Annotated in this window: 20 protein-coding genes; all 20 read left to right on the top strand. The window is 35.9% G+C overall.

The window, feature by feature from the left end; translation table 11 throughout:
* The first annotated feature begins 2 nt into the window (after positions 1 to 2).
* The 20 genes from ACOQFO_RS17080 (at position 3) to ACOQFO_RS16985 (ending at position 21676) form a co-directional block, all read left to right on the top strand.
* Positions 3 to 1142: a protein-glutamate methylesterase/protein-glutamine glutaminase gene (locus tag ACOQFO_RS17080; RefSeq protein ID WP_421690884.1), complete on the top strand. Its 1140-nt coding sequence runs from the start codon at positions 3 to 5 to the stop codon at positions 1140 to 1142.
* A gap of 16 nt (positions 1143 to 1158) precedes the next feature.
* Positions 1159 to 3240: a chemotaxis protein CheW gene (locus tag ACOQFO_RS17075; RefSeq protein ID WP_421690883.1), complete on the top strand. Its 2082-nt coding sequence runs from the start codon at positions 1159 to 1161 to the stop codon at positions 3238 to 3240.
* Between the two features lie 22 nt (positions 3241 to 3262).
* A complete protein-coding gene (locus ACOQFO_RS17070) occupies positions 3263 to 3712 on the top strand; it encodes a chemotaxis protein CheW (RefSeq protein WP_421690882.1) in 450 nt (149 codons plus the stop codon).
* Between the two features lie 36 nt (positions 3713 to 3748).
* Complete coding sequence (locus ACOQFO_RS17065; RefSeq protein ID WP_421690881.1) at positions 3749 to 4369, top strand: chemotaxis protein CheC; 621 nt, start codon at positions 3749 to 3751, stop codon at positions 4367 to 4369.
* Positions 4370 to 4867, top strand: coding sequence for a chemotaxis protein CheD (locus ACOQFO_RS17060; protein ID WP_421690880.1), 498 nt, complete (start codon positions 4370 to 4372; stop codon positions 4865 to 4867). It begins immediately after the preceding gene.
* Entirely contained in the window at positions 4864 to 5205 is a 342-nt protein-coding gene (locus ACOQFO_RS17055) for a hypothetical protein (RefSeq protein ID WP_421690879.1), read from the top strand. The genes ACOQFO_RS17060 and ACOQFO_RS17055 overlap by 4 nt, the downstream gene beginning before the upstream one ends.
* Before the next feature lie 186 nt (positions 5206 to 5391).
* Positions 5392 to 6159, top strand: coding sequence for a FliA/WhiG family RNA polymerase sigma factor (locus ACOQFO_RS17050; protein WP_421690878.1), 768 nt, complete (start codon positions 5392 to 5394; stop codon positions 6157 to 6159).
* 75 nt (positions 6160 to 6234) lie between these two features.
* Positions 6235 to 6543 (top strand): RNA polymerase subunit sigma, encoded by a 309-nt coding sequence (locus ACOQFO_RS17045; protein ID WP_421690877.1) that lies wholly within the window; start codon positions 6235 to 6237, stop codon positions 6541 to 6543.
* 9 nt (positions 6544 to 6552) lie between these two features.
* On the top strand, positions 6553 to 7167 hold the full coding sequence (locus ACOQFO_RS17040) for a hypothetical protein (protein WP_421690876.1): 615 nt from the start codon (positions 6553 to 6555) through the stop codon (positions 7165 to 7167).
* A gap of 240 nt (positions 7168 to 7407) precedes the next feature.
* Positions 7408 to 8133 carry a 30S ribosomal protein S2 gene (gene rpsB / locus ACOQFO_RS17035; RefSeq protein ID WP_421690875.1) on the top strand — a complete coding sequence of 242 codons (726 nt, stop codon included), beginning with the start codon at positions 7408 to 7410 and terminating at the stop codon, positions 8131 to 8133.
* A 171-nt stretch (positions 8134 to 8304) separates the two neighbouring features.
* Positions 8305 to 9189: a translation elongation factor Ts gene (gene tsf, locus ACOQFO_RS17030; RefSeq protein WP_421690874.1), complete on the top strand. Its 885-nt coding sequence runs from the start codon at positions 8305 to 8307 to the stop codon at positions 9187 to 9189.
* Positions 9190 to 9365: 176 nt separating this feature from the next.
* Positions 9366 to 10091, top strand: a complete 726-nt coding sequence (gene pyrH / locus ACOQFO_RS17025; protein ID WP_421690873.1) for a UMP kinase — start codon at positions 9366 to 9368, stop codon at positions 10089 to 10091.
* The gene (frr, locus tag ACOQFO_RS17020) at positions 10091 to 10648 is read left to right on the top strand and encodes a ribosome recycling factor (RefSeq protein WP_421690872.1); all 558 of its coding nucleotides are present in this window, start codon (positions 10091 to 10093) and stop codon (positions 10646 to 10648) included. Before pyrH ends, frr begins: the two co-directional genes overlap by 1 nt.
* 283 nt (positions 10649 to 10931) lie before the next feature.
* Complete coding sequence (locus ACOQFO_RS17015) at positions 10932 to 11069, top strand: hypothetical protein (RefSeq protein WP_421690871.1); 138 nt, start codon at positions 10932 to 10934, stop codon at positions 11067 to 11069.
* A gap of 134 nt (positions 11070 to 11203) precedes the next feature.
* Positions 11204 to 12001 carry an isoprenyl transferase gene (locus ACOQFO_RS17010; RefSeq protein ID WP_421690870.1) on the top strand — a complete coding sequence of 266 codons (798 nt, stop codon included), beginning with the start codon at positions 11204 to 11206 and terminating at the stop codon, positions 11999 to 12001.
* Positions 11998 to 12792 carry a phosphatidate cytidylyltransferase gene (locus ACOQFO_RS17005; protein WP_421690869.1) on the top strand — a complete coding sequence of 265 codons (795 nt, stop codon included), beginning with the start codon at positions 11998 to 12000 and terminating at the stop codon, positions 12790 to 12792. Before ACOQFO_RS17010 ends, ACOQFO_RS17005 begins: the two co-directional genes overlap by 4 nt.
* Positions 12793 to 12810: 18 nt before the next feature.
* Positions 12811 to 13956 (top strand): 1-deoxy-D-xylulose-5-phosphate reductoisomerase, encoded by a 1146-nt coding sequence (locus ACOQFO_RS17000; RefSeq protein ID WP_421690868.1) that lies wholly within the window; start codon positions 12811 to 12813, stop codon positions 13954 to 13956.
* A gap of 177 nt (positions 13957 to 14133) precedes the next feature.
* Positions 14134 to 15393: an RIP metalloprotease RseP gene (rseP, locus tag ACOQFO_RS16995; protein WP_421690867.1), complete on the top strand. Its 1260-nt coding sequence runs from the start codon at positions 14134 to 14136 to the stop codon at positions 15391 to 15393.
* Positions 15394 to 15585: 192 nt separating this feature from the next.
* The gene (proS, locus tag ACOQFO_RS16990) at positions 15586 to 17292 is read left to right on the top strand and encodes a proline--tRNA ligase (protein ID WP_421690866.1); all 1707 of its coding nucleotides are present in this window, start codon (positions 15586 to 15588) and stop codon (positions 17290 to 17292) included.
* A 58-nt stretch (positions 17293 to 17350) separates the two neighbouring features.
* The gene (locus ACOQFO_RS16985; RefSeq protein WP_421690865.1) at positions 17351 to 21676 is read left to right on the top strand and encodes a PolC-type DNA polymerase III; all 4326 of its coding nucleotides are present in this window, start codon (positions 17351 to 17353) and stop codon (positions 21674 to 21676) included.
* Positions 21677 to 21899: the final 223 nt, after the last annotated feature.

Below are 21899 nucleotides of genomic sequence, written 5' to 3'. Positions count from 1 at the left end.
TAATGGACTTTTCGAAAAAAAGAAAATTATTAATCGTTGATGATTCTGCTTTTATGAGGAAATTAGTTTCCGACTTTTTTCAAGACCATCCAACCATAGAAGTGATCGGAACTGCACGAAATGGTAGAGATGCGATAAAAAAAATACAAAATTTGCAGCCAAATGTGGTCACAATGGATGTTGAAATGCCCGAAATGAACGGCCTGGATGCATTGAAAGAAATAATGGAAGTATGTCCCGTTCCAGTCATTATGTTATCAAGTGAAACACAAAGTGGAGCGGATACGACGTTAATTGCAATGGAGAATGGTGCAGTTGACTTTGTTGCAAAGCCGAGTGGAACAATCTCATTGGACTTACACAAAGTAAAAGAAGAGCTTATTCGAAAAGTAGAAAATGCTGCACAGGTATCTATTATTAATCTAAAAAAATCAATCGTTCCTTCAACAACAATTAGTCAAAAGGTGAAAACAGAGCCATTAAGAAGCACGTTTAAACAAGCCGTGATTCAAAAAACTCACATTGAAAAAAGTCACTCAATGATTAAACGATCCGATTGGAAGAAGACTTCTAAAAAAATCATTCTTATTGGTACGTCTACAGGGGGACCACGTGCTCTTCAAGACGTGATTACTAAACTACCAAAGACATTGAATGCTCCTGTTTTAATCGTCCAGCATATGCCAAAAGGATTTACAAAATCCTTAGCGCAACGATTAAACCAACTAAGTAAAATTTCTGTGAAAGAAGCCGAAAATGGTGAGATTTTACAAAATGGAACAGCTTACGTTGCACCAGGAGGCTACCATTTAAAACTAAACAAGATTGGAAACCAATTTGAAATTTTAATCGACGAAACAGAACCACCAAGAGCTGGACATAGACCTTCAGTTGATGTCCTGTTTGAAAATATTAGCCTTTACAATGATTTTGACAAAATCGCTGTCATTATGACAGGTATGGGTTCTGATGGTTCCAGTGGACTAAAGGCTCTAAAGAATACAGGTAACACCTATGCAATTGCTGAATCCCAAGAGACATGTATTGTTTATGGAATGCCAAAAGCAGCTGTTGAGACAACACTTGTGGATGAAGTAGTCGATGTAAATGAGATTGCTGAACATATTATTAAACTACTTTAAGGGAGAGTGGCTTTGAATGGATTTGAACCAATATTTAGAAATGTTCATAGAAGAAAGTAAAGAGCATTTACAAGCTTGTAGTGATAATTTACTAGAATTAGAAAAAAATCCAGATGATTTAAGCTTAGTCAATGAAATTTTCCGTTCCGCTCATACATTAAAAGGGATGTCTGCAACTATGGGTTATGAAGATTTAGCGGACTTAACTCATAAAATGGAAAACGTTTTAGATGCCATTCGAAATCATAAAATTAACGTGCAAACAGAAGTATTAGACGTTGTGTTTGAATCTGTTGACCATTTAGAAGAAATGATTATGGATATTGCAAATGGTGGAGATGGGAAACGTGATGTGAAAGACACTGTTGCCAAATTAAAAGCCATTGAATCGGGTCAGCCAATAACAGTTCCATCAGCCGTTCAAACTGAACAAGAAATTGCAGTGACAGTAATAGAAGAACCTGTTCAAGTTTCGCATATGCAATATGATGATTATGAAAAAACGGTTTTACAACAATCTTCAGAACAAGAGTACAACGCTTATGAAATCACAGTCATTCTTCGTGAAGACTGTTTATTAAAAGCGGCTCGTGTCTTCATGGTATTTGATATTTTAGAGAAAAACGGTGATGTGATTAAATCAGTCCCATCTGCAGATCAGCTTGAGGAAGAAAAATTCGACCAACAATTCCAAGTTGCATTTATAACAATGGATTCTGCAGAAGAAATCCAGAAAAAAATAATGAAAGTTTCTGAGATTGATAAAGTCATTGTCACAAAATTATCTCAGGAATTATTTACAACATCTGCAACAGAGGTTACACAAGTAGATGTGCCAGCGACAGTTACTGCTGTTCCTGAAGTACAAGTTGAACAACAAGTAACAGTGAATTCAGATTCAAAACAAAAGACTAATACACCATCTAAAGTTCAAGCACAACAAAACGCTAGTAAAACGATTCGAGTAAGTATTGAACGATTAGATATTTTGATGAATTTATTTGAAGAATTAGTGATTGATAGAGGAAGACTCCAATCCATTTCAACAGATGTTAATCATCCTGAATTGAACGAGACAGTAGAGCGAATGAGCCGTACAATGGGTGATTTACAAAATATCGTTCTAACGATGCGAATGGTTCCAGTTGAAACTGTATTTAATCGATTCCCGAAAATGGTTCGTTCACTTTCTCGCGATTTACATAAAAAAATTAACCTTGAAATTATCGGTGCTGAAACGGAACTTGATCGTACAGTAATTGACGAAATCGGGGACCCACTTGTTCACTTAATCCGTAATTCACTTGACCATGGTATAGAAAGTCCAGAAGTACGTGTAGCAAAAGGTAAACCAGAAGAAGGAACAGTTATCTTACGTGCTTACCATAGTGGAAATTACGTATTTATCGAAATAGAAGATGACGGTGCTGGTATTAATAAAGAAAAAGTATTAGCAAAAGCCATTTCTAGAGGCATCATCACAAAAGAAAGTGCGAATTCATTATCTGACAAACAAATCAACGAACTGATTTTAGCATCAGGCTTCTCAACTGCTGAGGTAATATCTGATATTTCTGGTCGTGGGGTAGGTCTTGATGTAGTAAAAACGACTATTGAATCATTAGGTGGTAGTATTTCAATCGAGTCCACTCAAGATGTCGGTTCAATCTTCTCAATTCAACTACCATTAACTTTATCGATTATTTCCGTAATGTTAGTCGAAATTGAAGAAGAAATCTATGCAATTCCACTTTCTTCAATTATTGAGACTTCGATTATTAAAAAATCGGATATTTTAAATGCTCACAATCAGAAAGTAATCGATTTTAGAGGAAAAGTCGTTCCATTAATTTATCTGGAAGAGATTTTTGATGTGCCTCGTTCAAATGAATTTGATGACGAATACCAATCTGTTGTCATTGTTCGTAAAGGTGAAAAATTAGCTGGACTAGTTGTCGATTCATTTATTGGACAACAAGAAATTGTTTTAAAATCATTAGGAAATTATTTAACAAACATCTTTGCTATTTCAGGTGCAACGATTTTAGGAAATGGTAAAGTCGCATTAATCGTAGATTGTAACGCTTTAATGAAATAAAGTATGGGACGAGGTGTGAAGAATGACTACATTAGTAGATGAAGATTATATTAAAGTGATCGTTTTCCAATTAGTAGATAAAGAGTATGCAATCCCTGTTTCAAATGTTCAAGGAATTGAAAAGTTAATGCACATTACCCGCGTACCAAAAGCTGAAAAATATGTAAAAGGTGTCATCAATCTAAGAGGGGTAGTAACACCGATTATTGATTTAAGAGAACGTTTCGGATTGCCTTATTCCTCGTATGTTGATTCAACGAGAATCATTATTGTAACACTTGAAAATATGGAAGTAGGATTTGTTGTAGATTCTGCAAACGATGTTATTGATATCCCTGTAAGCTCTATTGAAAACCAACCAAATGTAGTAGGTTCAGTTGCAGTTGATTTCATTTCAGGTGTGGCAAAACTAGAAAATCGTCTTTTAATTCTTTTACATTTAGACAAAGTTTTAAATCCGGAAAATGAATAGTTCATATACTTGATGAAGAAAAGTAGGAATATGAGAATGGAAATATCTACCATGCACTTAGATGTATTAAAAGAAATTGGGAATATTGGTGCAGCACATGCAGCAACTTCACTATCAGGGTTACTCGGAAAAAAAATCGACATGCGTGTTCCAAATGTAGAAATGGTAAGTTTTACAGATATGATGGAACTAGCTGGAAGCTCTGAAAAAGTCGTTGTAGGGATCTATTTACGAATAGAAGGTGATCTCGAAGGAAGTATGTTCTTCGTATTACCAATCGAGCAGGCTAATCGATTTATAAGAAGATTAATTCATGATGAACAATTTGATTTCTCTAATAATCCAGTTTCTGAAATCGGTTTGTCGGCGATGCAAGAGTTAGGCAATATTTTATCGGGTTCTTATTTATCAGCATTATCCGATTTTACTGGACTGAAAATATATCCTTCTGTACCTGGACTCTCAGTGGATATGTTTGGAGCGATCGTAAGTATTGGGTTAATCGAAATATCACAAGTTAGTGATAGTGTCATAGTAATAAATACATCCATTTTTGAAGATGAATTAGGGGATTTTGAGGAAGTACAAGGATCCTTCTTCCTATTACCTAGTCCAGATTCGTTTATTACATTGTTTAGAACTCTAGGTGTCGATTAGATGCTCTCCACAAATACGGTAGTAAAAGTAGGAATCGCCCAAATGGATGTAGTAAAAACTCCAAATACTATTCGAACATCAGGACTTGGCTCATGTGTTGGAGTTGTTTTATATGACGAAACGAAAAAAATTGCTGGATTAGTTCATATTATGTTACCCGATTCAAGTTTAGGGAAAACAAGTACGCTCAATGCTGCCAAATTTGCTGATACTGGAATTGAGGCATTAATCGAAAAGCTTAAAATGGAAGGGGCACAGCAATACCGCTTAAAGGCAAAGATTGCTGGTGGTGCCCAAATGTTTCAATTCACAACGGATAATGACACAATGCGTATAGGTCCACGTAATGTGGAAGCTGTTAAAAATGAATTAAAAAAATATGGAATCCCAATTGTTGCAGAAAACACAGGTGGAAATAGCGGTAGAACGATCGAATTTAATCCAGAAACAAGTTTACTAAATATCCGCACTGTCAACGCGGGAGTGTGTGATATATGATGATTGGGAATATTTTATGGAATTTTTGGTTTGCACTTGGCTCATTTTCCGTTTACTTTTTATGGATGTTCCAAAAATCTAATTCACCTTTTGATATTCTGATAGGATCTTTTATTTGTTCATTGGTTGTTTTTGTTGCCATGTTTGGTGTTCGATACTTGATTGGATACATTCTCTTTACTCCAGAAGAAAATGAAAATATAAATTCTGAAGAAAAAATAGATTTTCCTACGAATGATAATCACTTAAATTTACAGAATAAAAAGACTCCAAAAAAAGAAATAAGTGAAAGTCCTGAAGAAATTGCAAAAGTAGTTAGAACCTTAATGAGTGAATAATATATGTAAGAAAATAGGGCTACCTTGAAAGTTTAGCTTTCAAGCTAGTCCTTTTTTTGAAACCGACGCCATCAAATTTTGGCGAAATTTTACAATGATTCGACACTTGAACAATGTGTTTTTTTGTCGCTATTTGATATAATAACAATAGAATTGACGCACGACTTCAAGAGAAAGGTGATTCATGTGGTACAACCAACTATTGAAGAAACAAAACTATGGAATAGCTGGATACAAGATAGAGATCCAGATGCTGGAGACATACTGATTAAAAAATATAAATCATTAGTGAATTACCATGTTCAAAGAATTAGTGCGGGATTGCCCAAAAATGTATCGAAAGATGAACTATTCAGTTTAGGAATGATGGGCCTTTTTGATGCATTAAATAAGTTCGATATTAATAGAGATTTAAAATTTGATACATATGCTTCATTCCGAATTCGAGGAGCAATCATTGACGGCTTAAGAAAAGAAGATTGGCTTCCGAGATCTGCTAGGGAAAAAGCAAAGAAAATGGAATCTCAAATTGAAAAACTTGAACAAAAGTTATTGAGACATGCAACACCTGAAGAACTAGCAGAATATATGAATGTTCCTGTTGATGAAATTTATCAAACAGTTCACGAACATTTCTTTTCAAGTTTACTTTCCATTAATGAACAACAAGATCAAGACGAGACGGATGGTAAAGAATTTGTGCTAAGAGATGAGCGTACAAAGACACCAGAACAATCAGCCGTTGACTCAGAGTTAATTAACGAATTAGTTAATACCATTCAACACCTAAACGAAAAAGAGCAATTGGTATTAAGTTTATTTTACACAGAGGAAATGACCCTAACAGAAATTGGGGATATGCTAAATCTATCTACATCACGAATTTCACAAATCCATTCAAAAGCTCTGTTCAAACTACGCAAGTTACTATCCTCTGAAGTGCTAAATGTATAAAAATAAGCTACTCTACAATTAGAGTAGCTTTTATTGCGGATGTCATATGTATGTGGAAGAATAGGAGGTTCATATATGAGTTTGAAAGGTGTAGAATTGCAAATCGCAATTCCTAAAACAATGGATGTTGGTAAAATGGCTGAGCAACATCAGCACAATGTCATTCAACATCAACTAAATGCTCAAGAAGCTTTAAAAAAAGAAACGTTAAAAAAGCAATTGACTGTACACGACACAGAACCGACAGAAAAGTTAGGCAAAGATGAACGCAACAGTAGCGGTAACAAGCAACATTCAAACAACGAACAAGCAAGACAAAAACAAGACGAAATAAAAGAAGCAACACATCCATTTAAAGGACATTTTATCGATTTCAGTGGATAGGAGACGTATATGTTAACCACTATTCTTATTATTTTACTCATCATTTCACAGCTTTTTTGCTTTTATATGATTACTTTATTAAATGCAAAGGTTGCAAAATTTATAGATTTAGAAAATCGTCATAAACAAATCATGCGTGAGATGGAAGAATCCATCAGCTTATACCTTGTAGAAATAAAAGAAGAAAATGATCGTCTAATAAAAGAACTTTCTTCTAAAGATGTAAACAGAACTAAAAACTTTGAAAATGCAAATTCAATTGTAGATCAAATCATTGAACCAATCGAACAAAAAAATGATGACTCAACAACTTCTACAATTGAACAAAGACCATATATCCCAAAAACAGTGGCGTATAATGCTTATAACAAGTACAAGTCAAAACCAACTAATAGTGAATCAAGCGTAAATCGAATCGAACCAGAAGTAGATTCAGAAACTGGTCTGATTGATCAAGTAGCAGTTTTAGAAGAATCGAAACCGAGAAAAGAGCAACCTGCACCACTTTCTTTTGAACAACAGGTTATAAAATTACATAATGAAGGAAAAACTATTGAACAAATAGCAAAATTAACGAATAAAGGTAAGACAGAAATTGAACTATTGCTTAAATTTCAGTCTTAAAATGGTTGCAGTAGAAAATAGAGTGTGATATATTATCAATTGGTGTTAAATTAACTTCATTTCAAAATGTTTTTTATGCTCCACAAGTTGAGGTAGGATTTAAGACACCCAATCATATTGGGTAATGAAGTAATCACACACGCATTTTGATGTAGTAAGTGGTGCTTTTAGAATTAAAAGTTGCTTGTTACAAATGAAAAATGCGGAGGAAAATAACCAAAATATTAGGAGGAAACATTCATGTCAGTAATTTCAATGAAGCAATTACTTGAAGCTGGTGTACATTTCGGACACCAAACTCGCCGTTGGAACCCAAAAATGAAAAAATATATTTTTGTTGAACGTAACGGTATCTATATTATCGATTTACAAAAAACAGTTAAGAAGTTAGAAGAGGCTTATGACTTCATGCGCCAAGTTGGCCAAGACGGTGGTAAAGTTCTTTTCGTAGGTACTAAAAAACAAGCTCAAGAAGCGATTGAAGAAGAAGCAATCCGTTCTGGTAACTACTTCATCAACCAACGCTGGTTAGGTGGTACTTTAACAAACTTCGGTACTATTCAAAAACGTGTTGCACGTATGAAAGAGATCGAAAGAATGGAAGAAGACGGCACATTCGACGTACTTCCTAAAAAAGAAGTAATCCAACTTAAAAAAGAACACGAACGTCTTGTTAAATTCTTAGGCGGTATTCGTGATATGAAAGATATTCCAGACGTAATGTTCGTGGTTGACCCACGTAAAGAGCGTATTGCTGTTGCAGAAGCTCGTAAATTAAATATTCCTATCGTAGGTATTGTTGATACAAACTGTGATCCAGATGAAATCGACTATGTAATCCCTGCTAACGATGATGCTATCCGCGCTGTTAAATTATTAACTGCTAAAATGGCAGATGCTCTAATCGAGTCTAAACAAGGTGAATCTGAAGCTCCAGTAGCTGAAGAAGCAGTAGTAGCTGAGTAATTCACTATTAAGGTGATAAGTGGATGTTCCTCTTATCACCTTTTTTTAAGAACATTTAGACATGATTCCGCAATTCTCTATGTTTTATTATCGAAAGAATTGCTAGTCATCACACTAAATTGTATAAATAGATATGTAAACTATTTACAAATTCAAGGAGGAAACACCCAAATGGCAATTACTGCACAATTAGTAAAAGAACTACGTGAAAAAACAGGCGCAGGAATGATGGACTGCAAAAAAGCACTAGTAGAAACAAATGGAGACATTGATGCGGCAATCGATTTCTTACGTGAAAAAGGTTTATCTTCAGCTGCTAAAAAAGCTGACCGTATCGCTGCAGAAGGTACTACTTTCATTTTAGCTGAAGGAAATGAAGCGGTAATTTTAGAAGTTAACGCAGAAACTGACTTCGTAGCGAAAAATGACAAATTCCAAGTTTTAGTGTCAAGCCTTGCAAAAACATTATTAGACTCTAAACCTGAATCAGTAGAAGCGGCTTTAGAAGTAGTAAATGCTGAAGGCGTTAAAGTTGCAGACCAAATCGCAACTGCAGTAGCTACAATTGGTGAAAAAATTACTCTTCGTCGTTTCGAAATTAAAACAAAAACTGATGCAGATGCATTCGGTTCTTACTTACACATGGGTGGAAGAATTGGTGTATTAGTAGTTCTTGAAGGTTCTACTGATGAAGACGCTGCTAAAGACGTAGCTATGCACATCGCTGCAATTAACCCTAAATACGTATCTCGTGACCAAGTTTCTCAAGAAGAAGTTGAACGTGAACGCAAAGTATTAACTGAGCAAGCATTAAACGAAGGTAAACCAGAAAACATCGTTGCGAAAATGGTTGAAGGTCGTCTTGGTAAATTCTTCGAAGAAATTTGCTTACTTGACCAAACTTTCGTTAAAAACTCTGATCAAAAAGTACGTGATTTCGTAAAATCAACTGGTGGAAATGTAACTTCATTCGTACGCTACGCTGTAGGTGAAGGTATCGAAAAACGCGAAGACAACTTCGCTGAAGAAGTTATGAACCAAGTTAAAGGAAACTAATTCAAATAACTAATTGAAACAATAGGGAGCACATCACCGTGTTCCCTATTTTTCAAGATAAGAACAATACATACGCAGTCCATTATATAAGCATGATAATAAATAGATTAAAACTTGAAGGAAGCGTATGAAATCATCAAGATGTTTCCTTAAATTTCGAGTTACGGAGGTTAATTATGAGTGTGCCACAATTCAAAAGAGTTGTTATAAAATTAAGTGGAGAAGCATTAGCAGGTGAAGCTGGTTTCGGATTATCTCCGAAGATCATCAAATCTGTTGCAGAAGATATTAAGGATGTTGTTGACCTAGGTGTGGAGGTTGCTGTTGTAGTAGGTGGCGGAAACATTTGGCGTGGAAAAGTTGGTAGTGAAATGGGTATGGACCGTGCTTCAGCGGATTATATGGGGATGTTAGCTACAGTGATGAATTCACTTGCACTTCAAGATGCTCTTGAAAAGCTTGATATTCAAACTCGTGTACAATCTTCAATCGTCATGACACAAGTTGCTGAGCCTTATATTCGCAGAAAAGCAGTTCGTCATTTAGAAAAGAAACGTGTTGTGATCTTTGCAGCAGGTACAGGAAACCCATATTTCTCAACAGATACAACTGCAGCATTAAGAGCAGCTGAAATCGAAGCAGAAGCAATTTTGATGGCTAAAAATAACGTTGACGGTGTATATTCTGCAGATCCGAAGTTTGACCCAGCAGCTGTTAAATATGACGAGCTTACATATTTAGACGTCATCCAAAAAGGTCTTCAGGTAATGGATTCAACTGCTTCCACTTTATGTATGGACAACGATATCCCATTAATAGTATTCTCAATAATGGATAAAGGAAATATTAAACGCGCCGTACAAGGTGAAAAAATTGGCACAATTGTTAGGAGGACTCTATAATGGCTAAACAAGTTTTATCTCAAGCAAAAGAAAAAATGGAAAAATCAATTTCAGCTTTTTCTCGTGAATTAGCATCGATTCGTGCTGGACGTGCGAATGCTTCATTACTTGACCGCATCACTGTTGATTACTACGGTGCACCAACTCCAATTAACCAATTAGGTGGAGTTTCTGTTCCAGAAGCTCGTCTACTTGTAATCACTCCTTACGACAAATCCATTCTAGGTGACATCGAGAAAGCAATCATGAAGTCTGATATCGGAATTACACCAACAAACGATGGTAACGTAATTCGTTTAACAATTCCTCAATTAACAGAAGAGCGTCGTAAAGAATTAGTAAAAATTGTGAAAAAAGAAGCGGAAGATGCGAAAATCGCAATCCGTAACGTTCGTCGTGACGCAAACGATGATTTAAAAAAATTAGAGAAAAACGGCGAAATCACAGAAGACGAACTACGTGGCTACAACGACGATATTCAAAAATTAACTGACCAATCAATCGTAAAAATTGATGATCTAGCAAAAGATAAAGAAAAAGAAATCCTTACTGTATAATTTGTTAGGTTGATGAGTTAATTGCTGGTGGGATTAGGTGTTGTGCGTTTGAGTTATGGTCGAATTTTCGAACGGCTCCTATCTATCTGTGGTTATGATTAGAAAACTATATTTCTGCAGTTAGTTTATTAAAAATTAGCTAAAAGTTAGAACTTTATGTTACTAGAGACGTCCTCCCATAAAGGACGTCTTTTTCGTTAAAGTGATGAAAAAGTTGAAGGGTCGATTCGGGGTAATATGCTCAAATTGACTGGTAAGTACCTTCCAAAAGATGTCCATGTCCATGAGCCAGCGAGCCAGCGCTTCACCAGCTCACGTAGCAGATCCATTCCGCCTTTATTCAAACGTTGATAATCTGGCACATTTAGAAAAGCCAAACAAACATACACACCAACTTACTCAAATTACAACATCAATTTAGTTCGTGATACATATTTAAGTAGAAAATTATGTAAAAATAAAAAAGTTTATGTTATTTACAAAGGACATAAACATTCGTTTTTGATATGATTATGAATATACGTCCGATTTAATGTCAAATGGAGGAATAACAGAATGTTTTCAAAAATATTTGGAAAAAAACAGAACAAACAAAAAACTTTATTAGGCCGAGAAACAGTATTGGCTAATAAAGAATTACTTCCATGCCACATTGCAATTATTATGGACGGTAACGGACGTTGGGCAAAGAAACGAGCATTACCTCGTATTGCGGGCCATCATGAAGGGATGAAAGTCGTACGAAAAGTGGCTCGTATCGCAGATGATTTAGGCGGCATTAAAGTGCTGACACTTTATGCATTTTCGACTGAAAACTGGAAACGACCCAAAAATGAAGTAGAATATTTAATGAGTTTACCTGAAAAGTTTCTTACCTCATTTTTGCCTGAGTTAATGGAACGTAACATAAAAGTCATTATGATGGGGAATAAGGATGGACTTCCGAAGCATACACAAAACGTTTTAAATGATGCGATTGAGAAAACAAAATATAATACGGGATTAATTTTAAATTTTGCTATGAACTATGGTAGTCGTGATGAAATAGTACAGGCAATGAAGGTAATACTAACTAATGTAAACGATGGAAAGTTATCAATTGATGAGGTTGATGAATTTACCGTTAATCAGTATTTGATGACATCCGCATTACCAGAGCCGGATTTATTAATTCGCACAAGCGGTGAAGTTCGTTTAAGTAATTTTATGTTATGGCAACTAGCGTATACAGAATTTTGGTTTACTGAAACTCTTTGGCCAGACTTTGATGAGCCTACTTTCTTGGAAGCAATCCATGCTTACCAAAAGAGAAATCGTCGGTACGGAGGGTTGAAAGGAGAAGGAAAAAATTGAAGCAACGGATCATAACGGGACTAATAGCAGCAGCTATCTTTATCCCGTTTGTTGTGTATGGAGATTTACCCTTTACAATTGGAGTTTACGGATTAGCACTCGTTGCGCTGTATGAAATTCTCCATATGAAAGGCATAAAAATTTATTCACTCCCTGGGTTAATAGGGACATTAATTGTATTTTCAATATTAATGCCAGTTGATTGGGCTACTTATATTGAAGATTTAACTACTTATTCAAAATATGAATTACTAACAATTGCTACGATATTATTGTTAGCTTATTCGGTAGTGGTAAAAAATCATTTTACCTTCGATGAAATTGGATTTATTATTCTTAGCGCATTATATATCGGGATTGGATTCTATTACTTAATTACGACACGAGAAGCTGGTCTTATGTATATTATTTATGCTTTACTTGTTGTTTGGTCAACAGATTCAGGTGCGTATTTTACTGGAAGAAAACTTGGTAAAAATAAGTTATGGCCAGAAATCTCTCCAAATAAAACAATTGAAGGCTTTGTAGGCGGGATCATCATTGCGGTTATTTTAGCTTGTATTATGCAAATAATCGTTCCATTTAATGTGTCGTGGACATATTTCATCGTAGTAACGGTATTTAGTTCCATTTTTGGCCAACTTGGTGACCTTGTGGAGTCGGCTATTAAACGTCACTACAATGTGAAGGATTCCGGATGGATTTTACCTGGTCACGGTGGTATTTTAGATCGTTTTGATAGCTTATTATTCGTACTGCCGTTATTAAACTTATTGCATTTTGTGAGTTAGTGAAAGGAAGTTTTTATGTTGAAAAAAATTAGTCTGCTCGGTGCAACCGGTTCTATAGGTATGCAAACTGTTGATATTTTACTTGCATATCCTGAACAGTTTAAACTGGTTGCATTTTCTTCCGGAAAAAATATCGAGAAAACTATTGAAATAATTAAACAGTTACAACCTGAGCTTGTTTCTGTACAAGAGGAACAAGATGCAATCGAACTGCAAAAGCAGTTTCCAACTGTACATTTTACATATGGAAAAAAAGGATTAGTTGAAGTAGCAACACATCCTGATACAACAGTATTACTAAATGCCGTTTTAGGTAGTATTGGTCTGGAATCGACTTTAGCTGCCATTCGTATGGGGAAAACGATTGCCATTGCCAATAAAGAAACATTAGTAACAGCAGGTCATATTGTTATGGCCGAAGCAAAAAAACATAATGTAGCGATTTTACCGGTAGATAGTGAGCATTCAGCTATTTTCCAATCTATGAATGGTGAAAATAGAAAACAAGTAAGCCGAATTATTATTACTGCTTCAGGTGGCTCCTTCCGTGATAAAACTCGAGAAGAGTTAAAACACGTTACTGTAAAAGAAGCTTTAAACCATCCGAACTGGTCGATGGGTGCTAAAATTACGATAGACTCTGCCACGATGATGAACAAAGGGTTAGAAGTAATAGAGGCACATGTTTTATTTGATATGCCATATGATAATATTGATGTTTTATTGCATAAAGAAAGTATTATTCACTCTCTAGTAGAGTATGATGATACAAGTGTCATTGCTCAACTTGGTACACCAGATATGAGAGTTCCAATTCAATATGCACTAAGTTACCCAGATCGTCTACCATTGAAAAATAGCACGAGATTAAATCTAGCTCAAATTGGTCAATTGAATTTTAAAGAAGTAGATTTTGATCGTTACCGTGCTTTAAAGCTTGCTTATGAAGCTGGACGAACTGGTGGGACAATCTTAACAGCGATGAATGCAGCAAACGAAGCAGCAGTTTCTCTATTTTTACAAGAGAAAATATCTTTCTTACAAATCGACGAAGTGATAGAACAAATTATGAACGACCATAACAATATTCTACTACCTGATTTGGAAACAATCTTACATGTAGATAGTGAAACGAGAAAAACTGTTCTTAGCATGGTACAATAGACTACATTCAGATTTTGTAGAAATGAATTGTAACTATTGAATGGTTAAATTGTTTCAACTATCGAAGTTGAACTGCTCCATTGATGGAGTGGTTTGAAGAGTACCAAAGAATAGTTACATGACAAATACAAAACAAATTGAGCGACATGAAAATAGGCTCTTGAAGGTGGGAATCGGATGCAAACAGTACTCGCATTTATTATCATATTTGGATCTCTTGTTTTTTTCCATGAACTAGGACATTTCCTGTTAGCTAAACGCGCAGGTATAATGGTTCGTGAATTTGCCATTGGAATGGGTCCAAAAATATTCGGTATGACAAAAGGTGAAACACTCTATACAATTCGTTTATTACCTCTTGGTGGTTATGTAAGAATGGCTGGAGAAGATATGGATTCAGTCGAGCTTCAACCAGGCTATCGAGTTGGAATTATTTTAAACGATGACGATGTAGCAGAACGAATCTATTTAAACCAAAGCGTGACACATCCAAATATCGTATTTTTAGAAGTTGAACGTGCAGACTTAGAAAAAGACTTATTTATCGAAGGTTATGATGAAGAAGATCGTTTGGTACGATACAAAATTTCTAGAAATGCTATACTTGTTGAAAATGGCATAGAAGTGATGATCGCACCATTAGATCGTCAATTTAACTCTAAAACTGTTGGTCAACGTGCGATGGCCATTTTTGCAGGACCGCTCTTTAACTTTATTTTAGCTTTCCTTGTCCTTACATTACTAGGTGTGTTAAGAGGGGTTCCTACGTATGAACCTGTCATCCATGATGTTGTAGATAATGGACCAGCTGAAATGGCAGGCATGCAAGCAGGTGACCTTGTACGTGAAATTAATGGTGTAGAAATTGACAGATGGCAGGAATTACAAGGTACAGTCTATGATAATCCAGGGAAAGAATTGTCCTTTGTCGTAGAACGCGATGGCAAACTATTAGATTTAACAATGACACCTACTACTTTAGAAGATAGCGGTGATCAATATGGTCAAATCGGAGTTTCTTATCAAAGCCCTGTAGAGTTTAACCCATTAAAAGCCATTGTTTTCGGTGCAACACAAACTTATAATTACACAGTGCTCATCTTTGAATTATTAGGTAAACTCGTAACAGGTCAATTTACAATAGATGCACTATCGGGACCTGTGGGAATCTATAAAGCAACAGAAGAAGTTGCAACTTATGGTATCTTTAACCTAATGAACTGGGCAGCACTATTAAGTATTAACCTCGGGATTATGAACCTACTTCCACTACCAGCTTTAGATGGTGGTCGATTACTGTTCTTCGGTATTGAAGCATTAAGAGGAAAACCAATCGATCGTCAAAAAGAAGGTATGGTCCACTTTGTAGGAATCGTGTTATTAATGATCTTAATGGTTGTAGTAACTTGGAACGACATACAAAGATTCTTCTTCTAAAAGTGTTATTAGAAGTAATCAAATCAAATGCAACCTTATTCAGCGAATCCTCACTGAATAAGGTTCATTTTTTCTTATGGATAATTTTTTCTAAACAACTAAAATTTGAAATGAATTTTTAACGATTTTAGAACCCTTTCTGTGCTATGCTATGGAGGGAAACTATTTTATTTCGAAGGTGGCGCGGCTTAAGTGAAACAAAGTCTTTCATTTATAAGAACAAATTATGAAGTGCCTTCAAACCAATTAACAAATTCAAATAATTTATTAGAACGAGCAGGCTATATTCATTTGCAAAATGGACGGTTCATATCCTATTTACCGTTAGCAAAACGAGTTCTGTTCAAAATAGAAAAACTGATCCGGGAAGAAATGAATAGACTACAAGCTAATGAAATTTCATTACCCATTTTAAATTCATTTCAACAAGAAAGACCATCGAATGATGCTGTTTCTAAGAATGTGGAGCTTTTTCATATACAAAACCGGAAAAGTGAAGAGCTATATTTAGCACCTTCCCATGAAGAGATATTAACTTCAATAGTGAAGGAACAAATTAAATCTTATAAACAGTTACCATTAGTGCTTTACCAAATACAAACGAAATTTCGCGATGAACTTGAGCAAAATGGTCTTTTTAAAAGTTTAGAATTTATTATGAAGGACGCATACTCCTTCCACAATTCCAAAGAAAGTCTTGATGAGTTTTATGGGAAAATGGAGCAAGCGTACTCTACTATTTTTAGTCGACTGGGGCTTACCTATAAGAAAGTTGTAGCGGATTTAGGAAATTATTGCGGTGAAATCTCTCATGAATTCATTGTCCTATCTGAAAATGGTGATGTAACCATTGCTTATTCCAATGAATCGGATTACGCTGTGAATATTGACTTAGCAGAAGTAATTACACAACATTTCACTCATGCTGAAGAATTGAAAGAATTAAAAAAGCAAAAGTTCAGCATTGATCCGGATAAAGATGAGGACATTCTTAATCAGTTGGAACTGCCTCCTGAGAAAATAATAAAAACAAAAACATATAAAATAAATGATGAACTATTGGTCGTACTCTATCGAGGGGATCATCAGTTAAATGAAGTGAAGTTGAAAAATTTGCTTCATGTTAAAAACCTAACTTTAGCGGATGATGATTTTACCCGGGAAATAATCGGGTGCTCAGTTAATTCGGTAGGCCCAATAAAACTTCCTGTCCAAGTGAAAGTTATAGCTGATAATGGTATTAAGTCTATTAGTAATGGGGTAGCTTGTGCAAATGAAGACGGCTATTACTACGAAAATGTAAATCCTGAGCGAGATTTTGCTATTAATGCTTACGAAGATATACGTTATATACAGGAAGGTGAGCCTTCTCCTGATGGGATCGGAACGATTCAATTTGCAAAAGGCTTTGAAGTCGCACATATTTTCAAATTAGGTTCAACGTACTCAGTTGAAAGTGAAGCGTTGTTTGTAGATGAATTTGGAGATAAAAAACCATTACAAATGGGAGCATACGGACTTGGCGTATCTCGACTATTTGCGGTTGCTTCACAATTTTACCAGGATGGAAGCGGCTTTACATGGCCGAATTCAATTGCACCATTTGATGTGCATTTATTAACTGAAAATGTGGAGAATGAAGAAGAGTGGCTCGTTTCTGAGCAGTTATATAATATTTTATCCACTTATCAGTTTGATGTTTTATTTGATGATCGACATACAACAATAGATGAAAAATTGAACGATGCGAATCTAATCGGGCTACCAGTTCAAGTAATTGTTAGTTCAAAAGTGCAACAAGGAATTGTAAAAGTTCAATATAGACGTACAGGTGAAACATTTGAATGCGCCAAAGAAGAGCTAATTGACCGTTTGAATGAGTATTTCCGGGTCTATTAATAAGGTGGGGTACGTCACTGTACTCCTCTTTTTAAGTTTAAGAAAGTAGGTGAGTCATATGCCTGAAAAGCAAAAAGAGCGGCAATTATTTTTAACACTATTACAGCAGTTAAAATTAACTGAAGATGTCTATATGTCATTTTTTGAACAGGGTGAACTCACTCGTGTTACTGTACATAAAAAAGAACGTTTGTGGGATTTTTCTATTAAACTCAAAAATATCTTACCATTTCCTTTATACCAACTTTTCACAACAAGAATGGCTGAAGAGTTTTCTTCGATTGCAAAGACTGATGTTACATTTGCGGTGGAAAATCCAGAGGTCAATGAAAAGCTTGTATTAGATTATTGGTTAACAGTAGTCAATCAAATTGACCAAATGTCGCCACCATTAAAAGAGATCTTAATCTCCCAAATTCCATCGTGGACAGGCAGTAAGCTAGTTGTCGAATGTATGATGGAAGTAGAGCAACTGACGTTAAAGGCAAAATATGCGGATAAAATCAGTAATGCATACAGAAGCCTTGGGTTCCCTAATATAGCTATTGACTTTAAGCTATCTGAAATAACAGAAGAAGTACGCCTTGCTCAAGAAGAATATTTGGAAAGACGTCAATTAGAAGAGGCTGAGTTAGCAAGACAAGCATTGGAAGATTTCAATAGTCGTGTAACAGCTAGCGAAAAAACAGCTGCTGTCGAAGTTAGTGGGCCATTCCAATTAGGAACCCAAATTCGAGAGACGGATATTATTGATATCAAGAGTATTCAAGATGAAGAACGTAGTGTAGTAATCGAAGGTTTTGTATTTGCTGTTGAAGTAAAAGTTCTAAAGAGTGGTCGTTCATTACTTGAAATTAAAATGACAGACTACACAGATTCCATTTTAGTGAAAATGTTCTCACGTAATGACGAAGAGGCTGAAATGATGACCCACTTGAAAAAAGGTATGTGGATTAAAGTTCGTGGAGCTGTTCAAAATGATACATTTGTCCGCGATTTAGTGATCATGGCACAAGGTATTCATGAAATCCATAAAGAAACAAGAAAAGATACTGCACCAGAAGGCGAAAAACGTGTAGAACTACATCTACATACGCCAATGAGTACAATGGATGCCGTTACACCAATCGATCAGTTAGTGGGACAAGCGGCTAAATGGGGCCATAAAGCAATCGCCATAACAGACCATGCCGTAGCTCAAGGCTTCCCAGATGCATATGCAGCAGGGAAAAAGCATGGCATTAAAATTATTTATGGTGTAGAAGCGAACTTAGTAGACGATGGTTCACCAATTGCTTACGACGAGCAACATATCGAATTAGATAGTGCAACATTTGTTGTATTCGACGTTGAGACAACAGGTCTTTCTACTGCATATGACACAATCATCGAGTTAGCCGCAGTAAAAATAAAAGATGGAAAAGTAATCGATAAATTTGAACGATTTGCTAATCCTCATAAACCTTTAACAGCAAAAATTATCGAGTTAACACATATTACTGATGACATGTTAGTAAATGCGCCAGAAGTGGATCAAGTTGTAAGTGAGTTCCGCGAATTTATTGGCGACGCCATTGTTGTAGCCCATAATGCATCCTTTGATATGGGATTCTTATATACAGCGTATGAAAAGGCTGGTATTAAGGACGTTATTCACCCTGTAATTGATACGTTGGAACTTTCTCGTATGTTAAATCCGACATTGAAAAGTCACCGTTTAAATACGTTAAGTAAAAAATATGGAATCGAATTAACCCAACATCACCGTGCGATTTATGATACAGAAGCAACTGGTGAGTTAATGCTTCATTTATTGAAAGAAGCGAAAGAAAAAGGTATTCATTATCATGATGATTTCAATAAACATATCAATGGTGATGACAGCTATAAACAAGGTAGACCTTATCACTGTACGATTTTAGCCGTTAATAATGATGGGTTAAAAAATATGTTTAAGCTCATTTCCATTGCTCATACCGAAACGTACCACCGTGTTCCAAGGATTAGACGTTCCGATCTTATTAAGTTAAGAAAAGGACTGATTATTGGATCTGGTTGTAGTAACGGTGAATTGTTCGAAACGATGATGAATAAATCACCAGAAGAAGCAGAAAAAGTAGCGAAGTTTTACGACTACATTGAAGTTCATCCGAAACCTGTCTACTCACAATTAATTGATGGTGGAATTGTTCATGATGAATGGAATTTAGAAGATATTATTCGAAAACTTGTGAAGCTTGGAAAGAAAATGGACAAGCCGGTTGTTGCAACAGGTAATGTTCACTATTTAAATGAAAACGATCATATTTTTAGAGAAATATTAATTAGTTCTCAAGGTGGGGCAAACCCTCTAAATCGTTATAGACTGCCGAAAGTTCATTTCCGAACAACGAATGAAATGCTAGCGGAGTTTGATTTCTTAGGTCCTGATTTAGCGAAAGAGGTCGTAGTAACGAATTCACAAAAAGTAGCGGATATGATTGGTGAAGTTGTTCCGATTAAGGACAAACTATATACACCAAATATTGAAGGGTCCAATGAGCAAATTACAAATATGACCTATGAAATGGCTCATAAAATTTACGGTGAGAAATTACCTGAGATCGTTGAAAAACGAATTGAAAAAGAATTGGATTCCATTTTAGGACACGGGTTTGGGGTTGTTTATTTAATCTCAGCTCAGCTCGTTAAAAAGTCGTTGTCAGACGGTTACTTAGTAGGTTCACGTGGTTCCGTAGGTTCTTCCTTCGTTGCGACGATGATGGAAATTACTGAAGTTAATCCATTAGCACCGCACTATATTTGCCCTAAGTGCCATTACAGCGAATTCTTTACAGATGGTTCAGTTGGTTCTGGGTTCGACTTACCGAATAAAGAATGTCCTGAATGTGGTACAAACTTGAAAAAAGACGGCCACGATATTCCGTTCGAAACATTCTTAGGATTTAATGGGGATAAAGTTCCCGATATCGACTTGAACTTCTCTGGTGAATACCAAGCTCATGCCCATAACTATACAAAAGTGCTATTCGGTGAGGATTATGTATTCCGTGCTGGAACAATTGGTACGGTTGCCGAAAAGACAGCTTACGGATATGTAAAAGGGTATTCAACAGATCATGGGAAGACGTTTAGAGGGGTAGAAGTTGATCGACTTGTACAAGGTTGTACAGGCGTTAAACGTACAACAGGTCAGCACCCGGGTGGTATTCTAGTTGTACCTGATTATATGGACATTTATGATTTCACACCTGTGCAATTCCCGGCAGATGCTCAAGACTCAGAATGGAAAACAACGCATTTCGACTTCCATTCCATTCACGATAATATCCTGAAGCTCGATATACTAGGACACGATGATCCGACCGTATTACGTATGCTACAAGATTTAACAGGGATTGATCCAAAGTCGATTCCAACCGATGACCCAGAAGTAATGAAAATCTTCTCAACTCCTGAATCTTTAGGTGTAACAGAAGAACAAATTATGTGTAAAACAGGTACACTAGGGATACCCGAATTTGGTACGCGATTTGTTCGCCAAATGTTAGAGGAAACAAAACCATCTACATTTAGTGAATTGCTTCAAATTTCCGGGTTATCCCACGGTACCGATGTTTGGTTAGGTAATGCACAAGAACTAATTCAAAACGGAACTTGTGTATTGGCAGAAGTAATCGGTTGTCGTGATGATATTATGGTTTATTTAATTTACCGTGGATTAGAACCAGGGTTAGCCTTTAAAATTATGGAATCGGTGCGTAAAGGGAAAGGCTTAACGGAAGATATGGAAGCTGCGATGAAAGCTCAAAATGTTCCGAATTGGTATATTGATTCTTGTAAGAAAATCAAATACATGTTCCCGAAAGCACATGCCACTGCCTACGTATTAAACGCAGTGCGTATTGCATGGTTTAAAGTGCACCATCCACTTATTTATTACGCAACATACTTTACAGTTCGTGCAAGCGACTTTGATTTACTTTCAATGTCTCAAGGTGCTTCGATGATTCGTGCCCGCATTGAAGAAATAAATGCTAAAGGTTTAGAAGCTTCGAAAAAAGAGAAAGATTTATTAACGGTATTAGAAATTGCTCTTGAGATGGCAGAGCGCGGAATGAATATTCGTAAAGTAGATTTATACCGTTCTCAAGCGAGTGAATGGGTCATTGATGGAAATTCATTAATCCCACCATTTGATGCCATTCCTGGATTAGGTACAAACGTTGCGAAGGCGATTGTAGCTGCAAGAGAAGATGGAGAATTCCTATCAAAAGAAGATTTACAAATGCGCGGCCGTGTATCTAAAACGTTGATTGACTATATGGATCAAATGGGCTGTCTTGATGGCATGCCGGATGCTAATCAGTTGTCGTTGTTCTAGAAACATGTGTCAGTTTTACGTAAATTTGCAATCAGTATTGATTTATGCTATTGTAAAAGTAATAATTTGTTGATAGTTATGCAGCAAAAGAGTGGGTTTATATCCCGCTCTTTTCTGTTGTTACGGTTATCTCAAATTTCGTAGGCGACTTTTAGACAGTTTCACCAGTAATGGTGAAGGTCTTATTTATCTAGCTAAATGTTGTAACCAAACTTAGTCACAA

Origin of the sequence: Ureibacillus sp. MALMAid1270 (assembly GCF_049202975.1) — a bacterium.
Lineage (GTDB): Bacteria > Bacillota > Bacilli > Bacillales_A > Planococcaceae > Ureibacillus.
The sequence above is the reverse complement of the archived record's forward strand: the minus strand, read 5'-3'. Positions and strand labels throughout refer to the sequence as shown.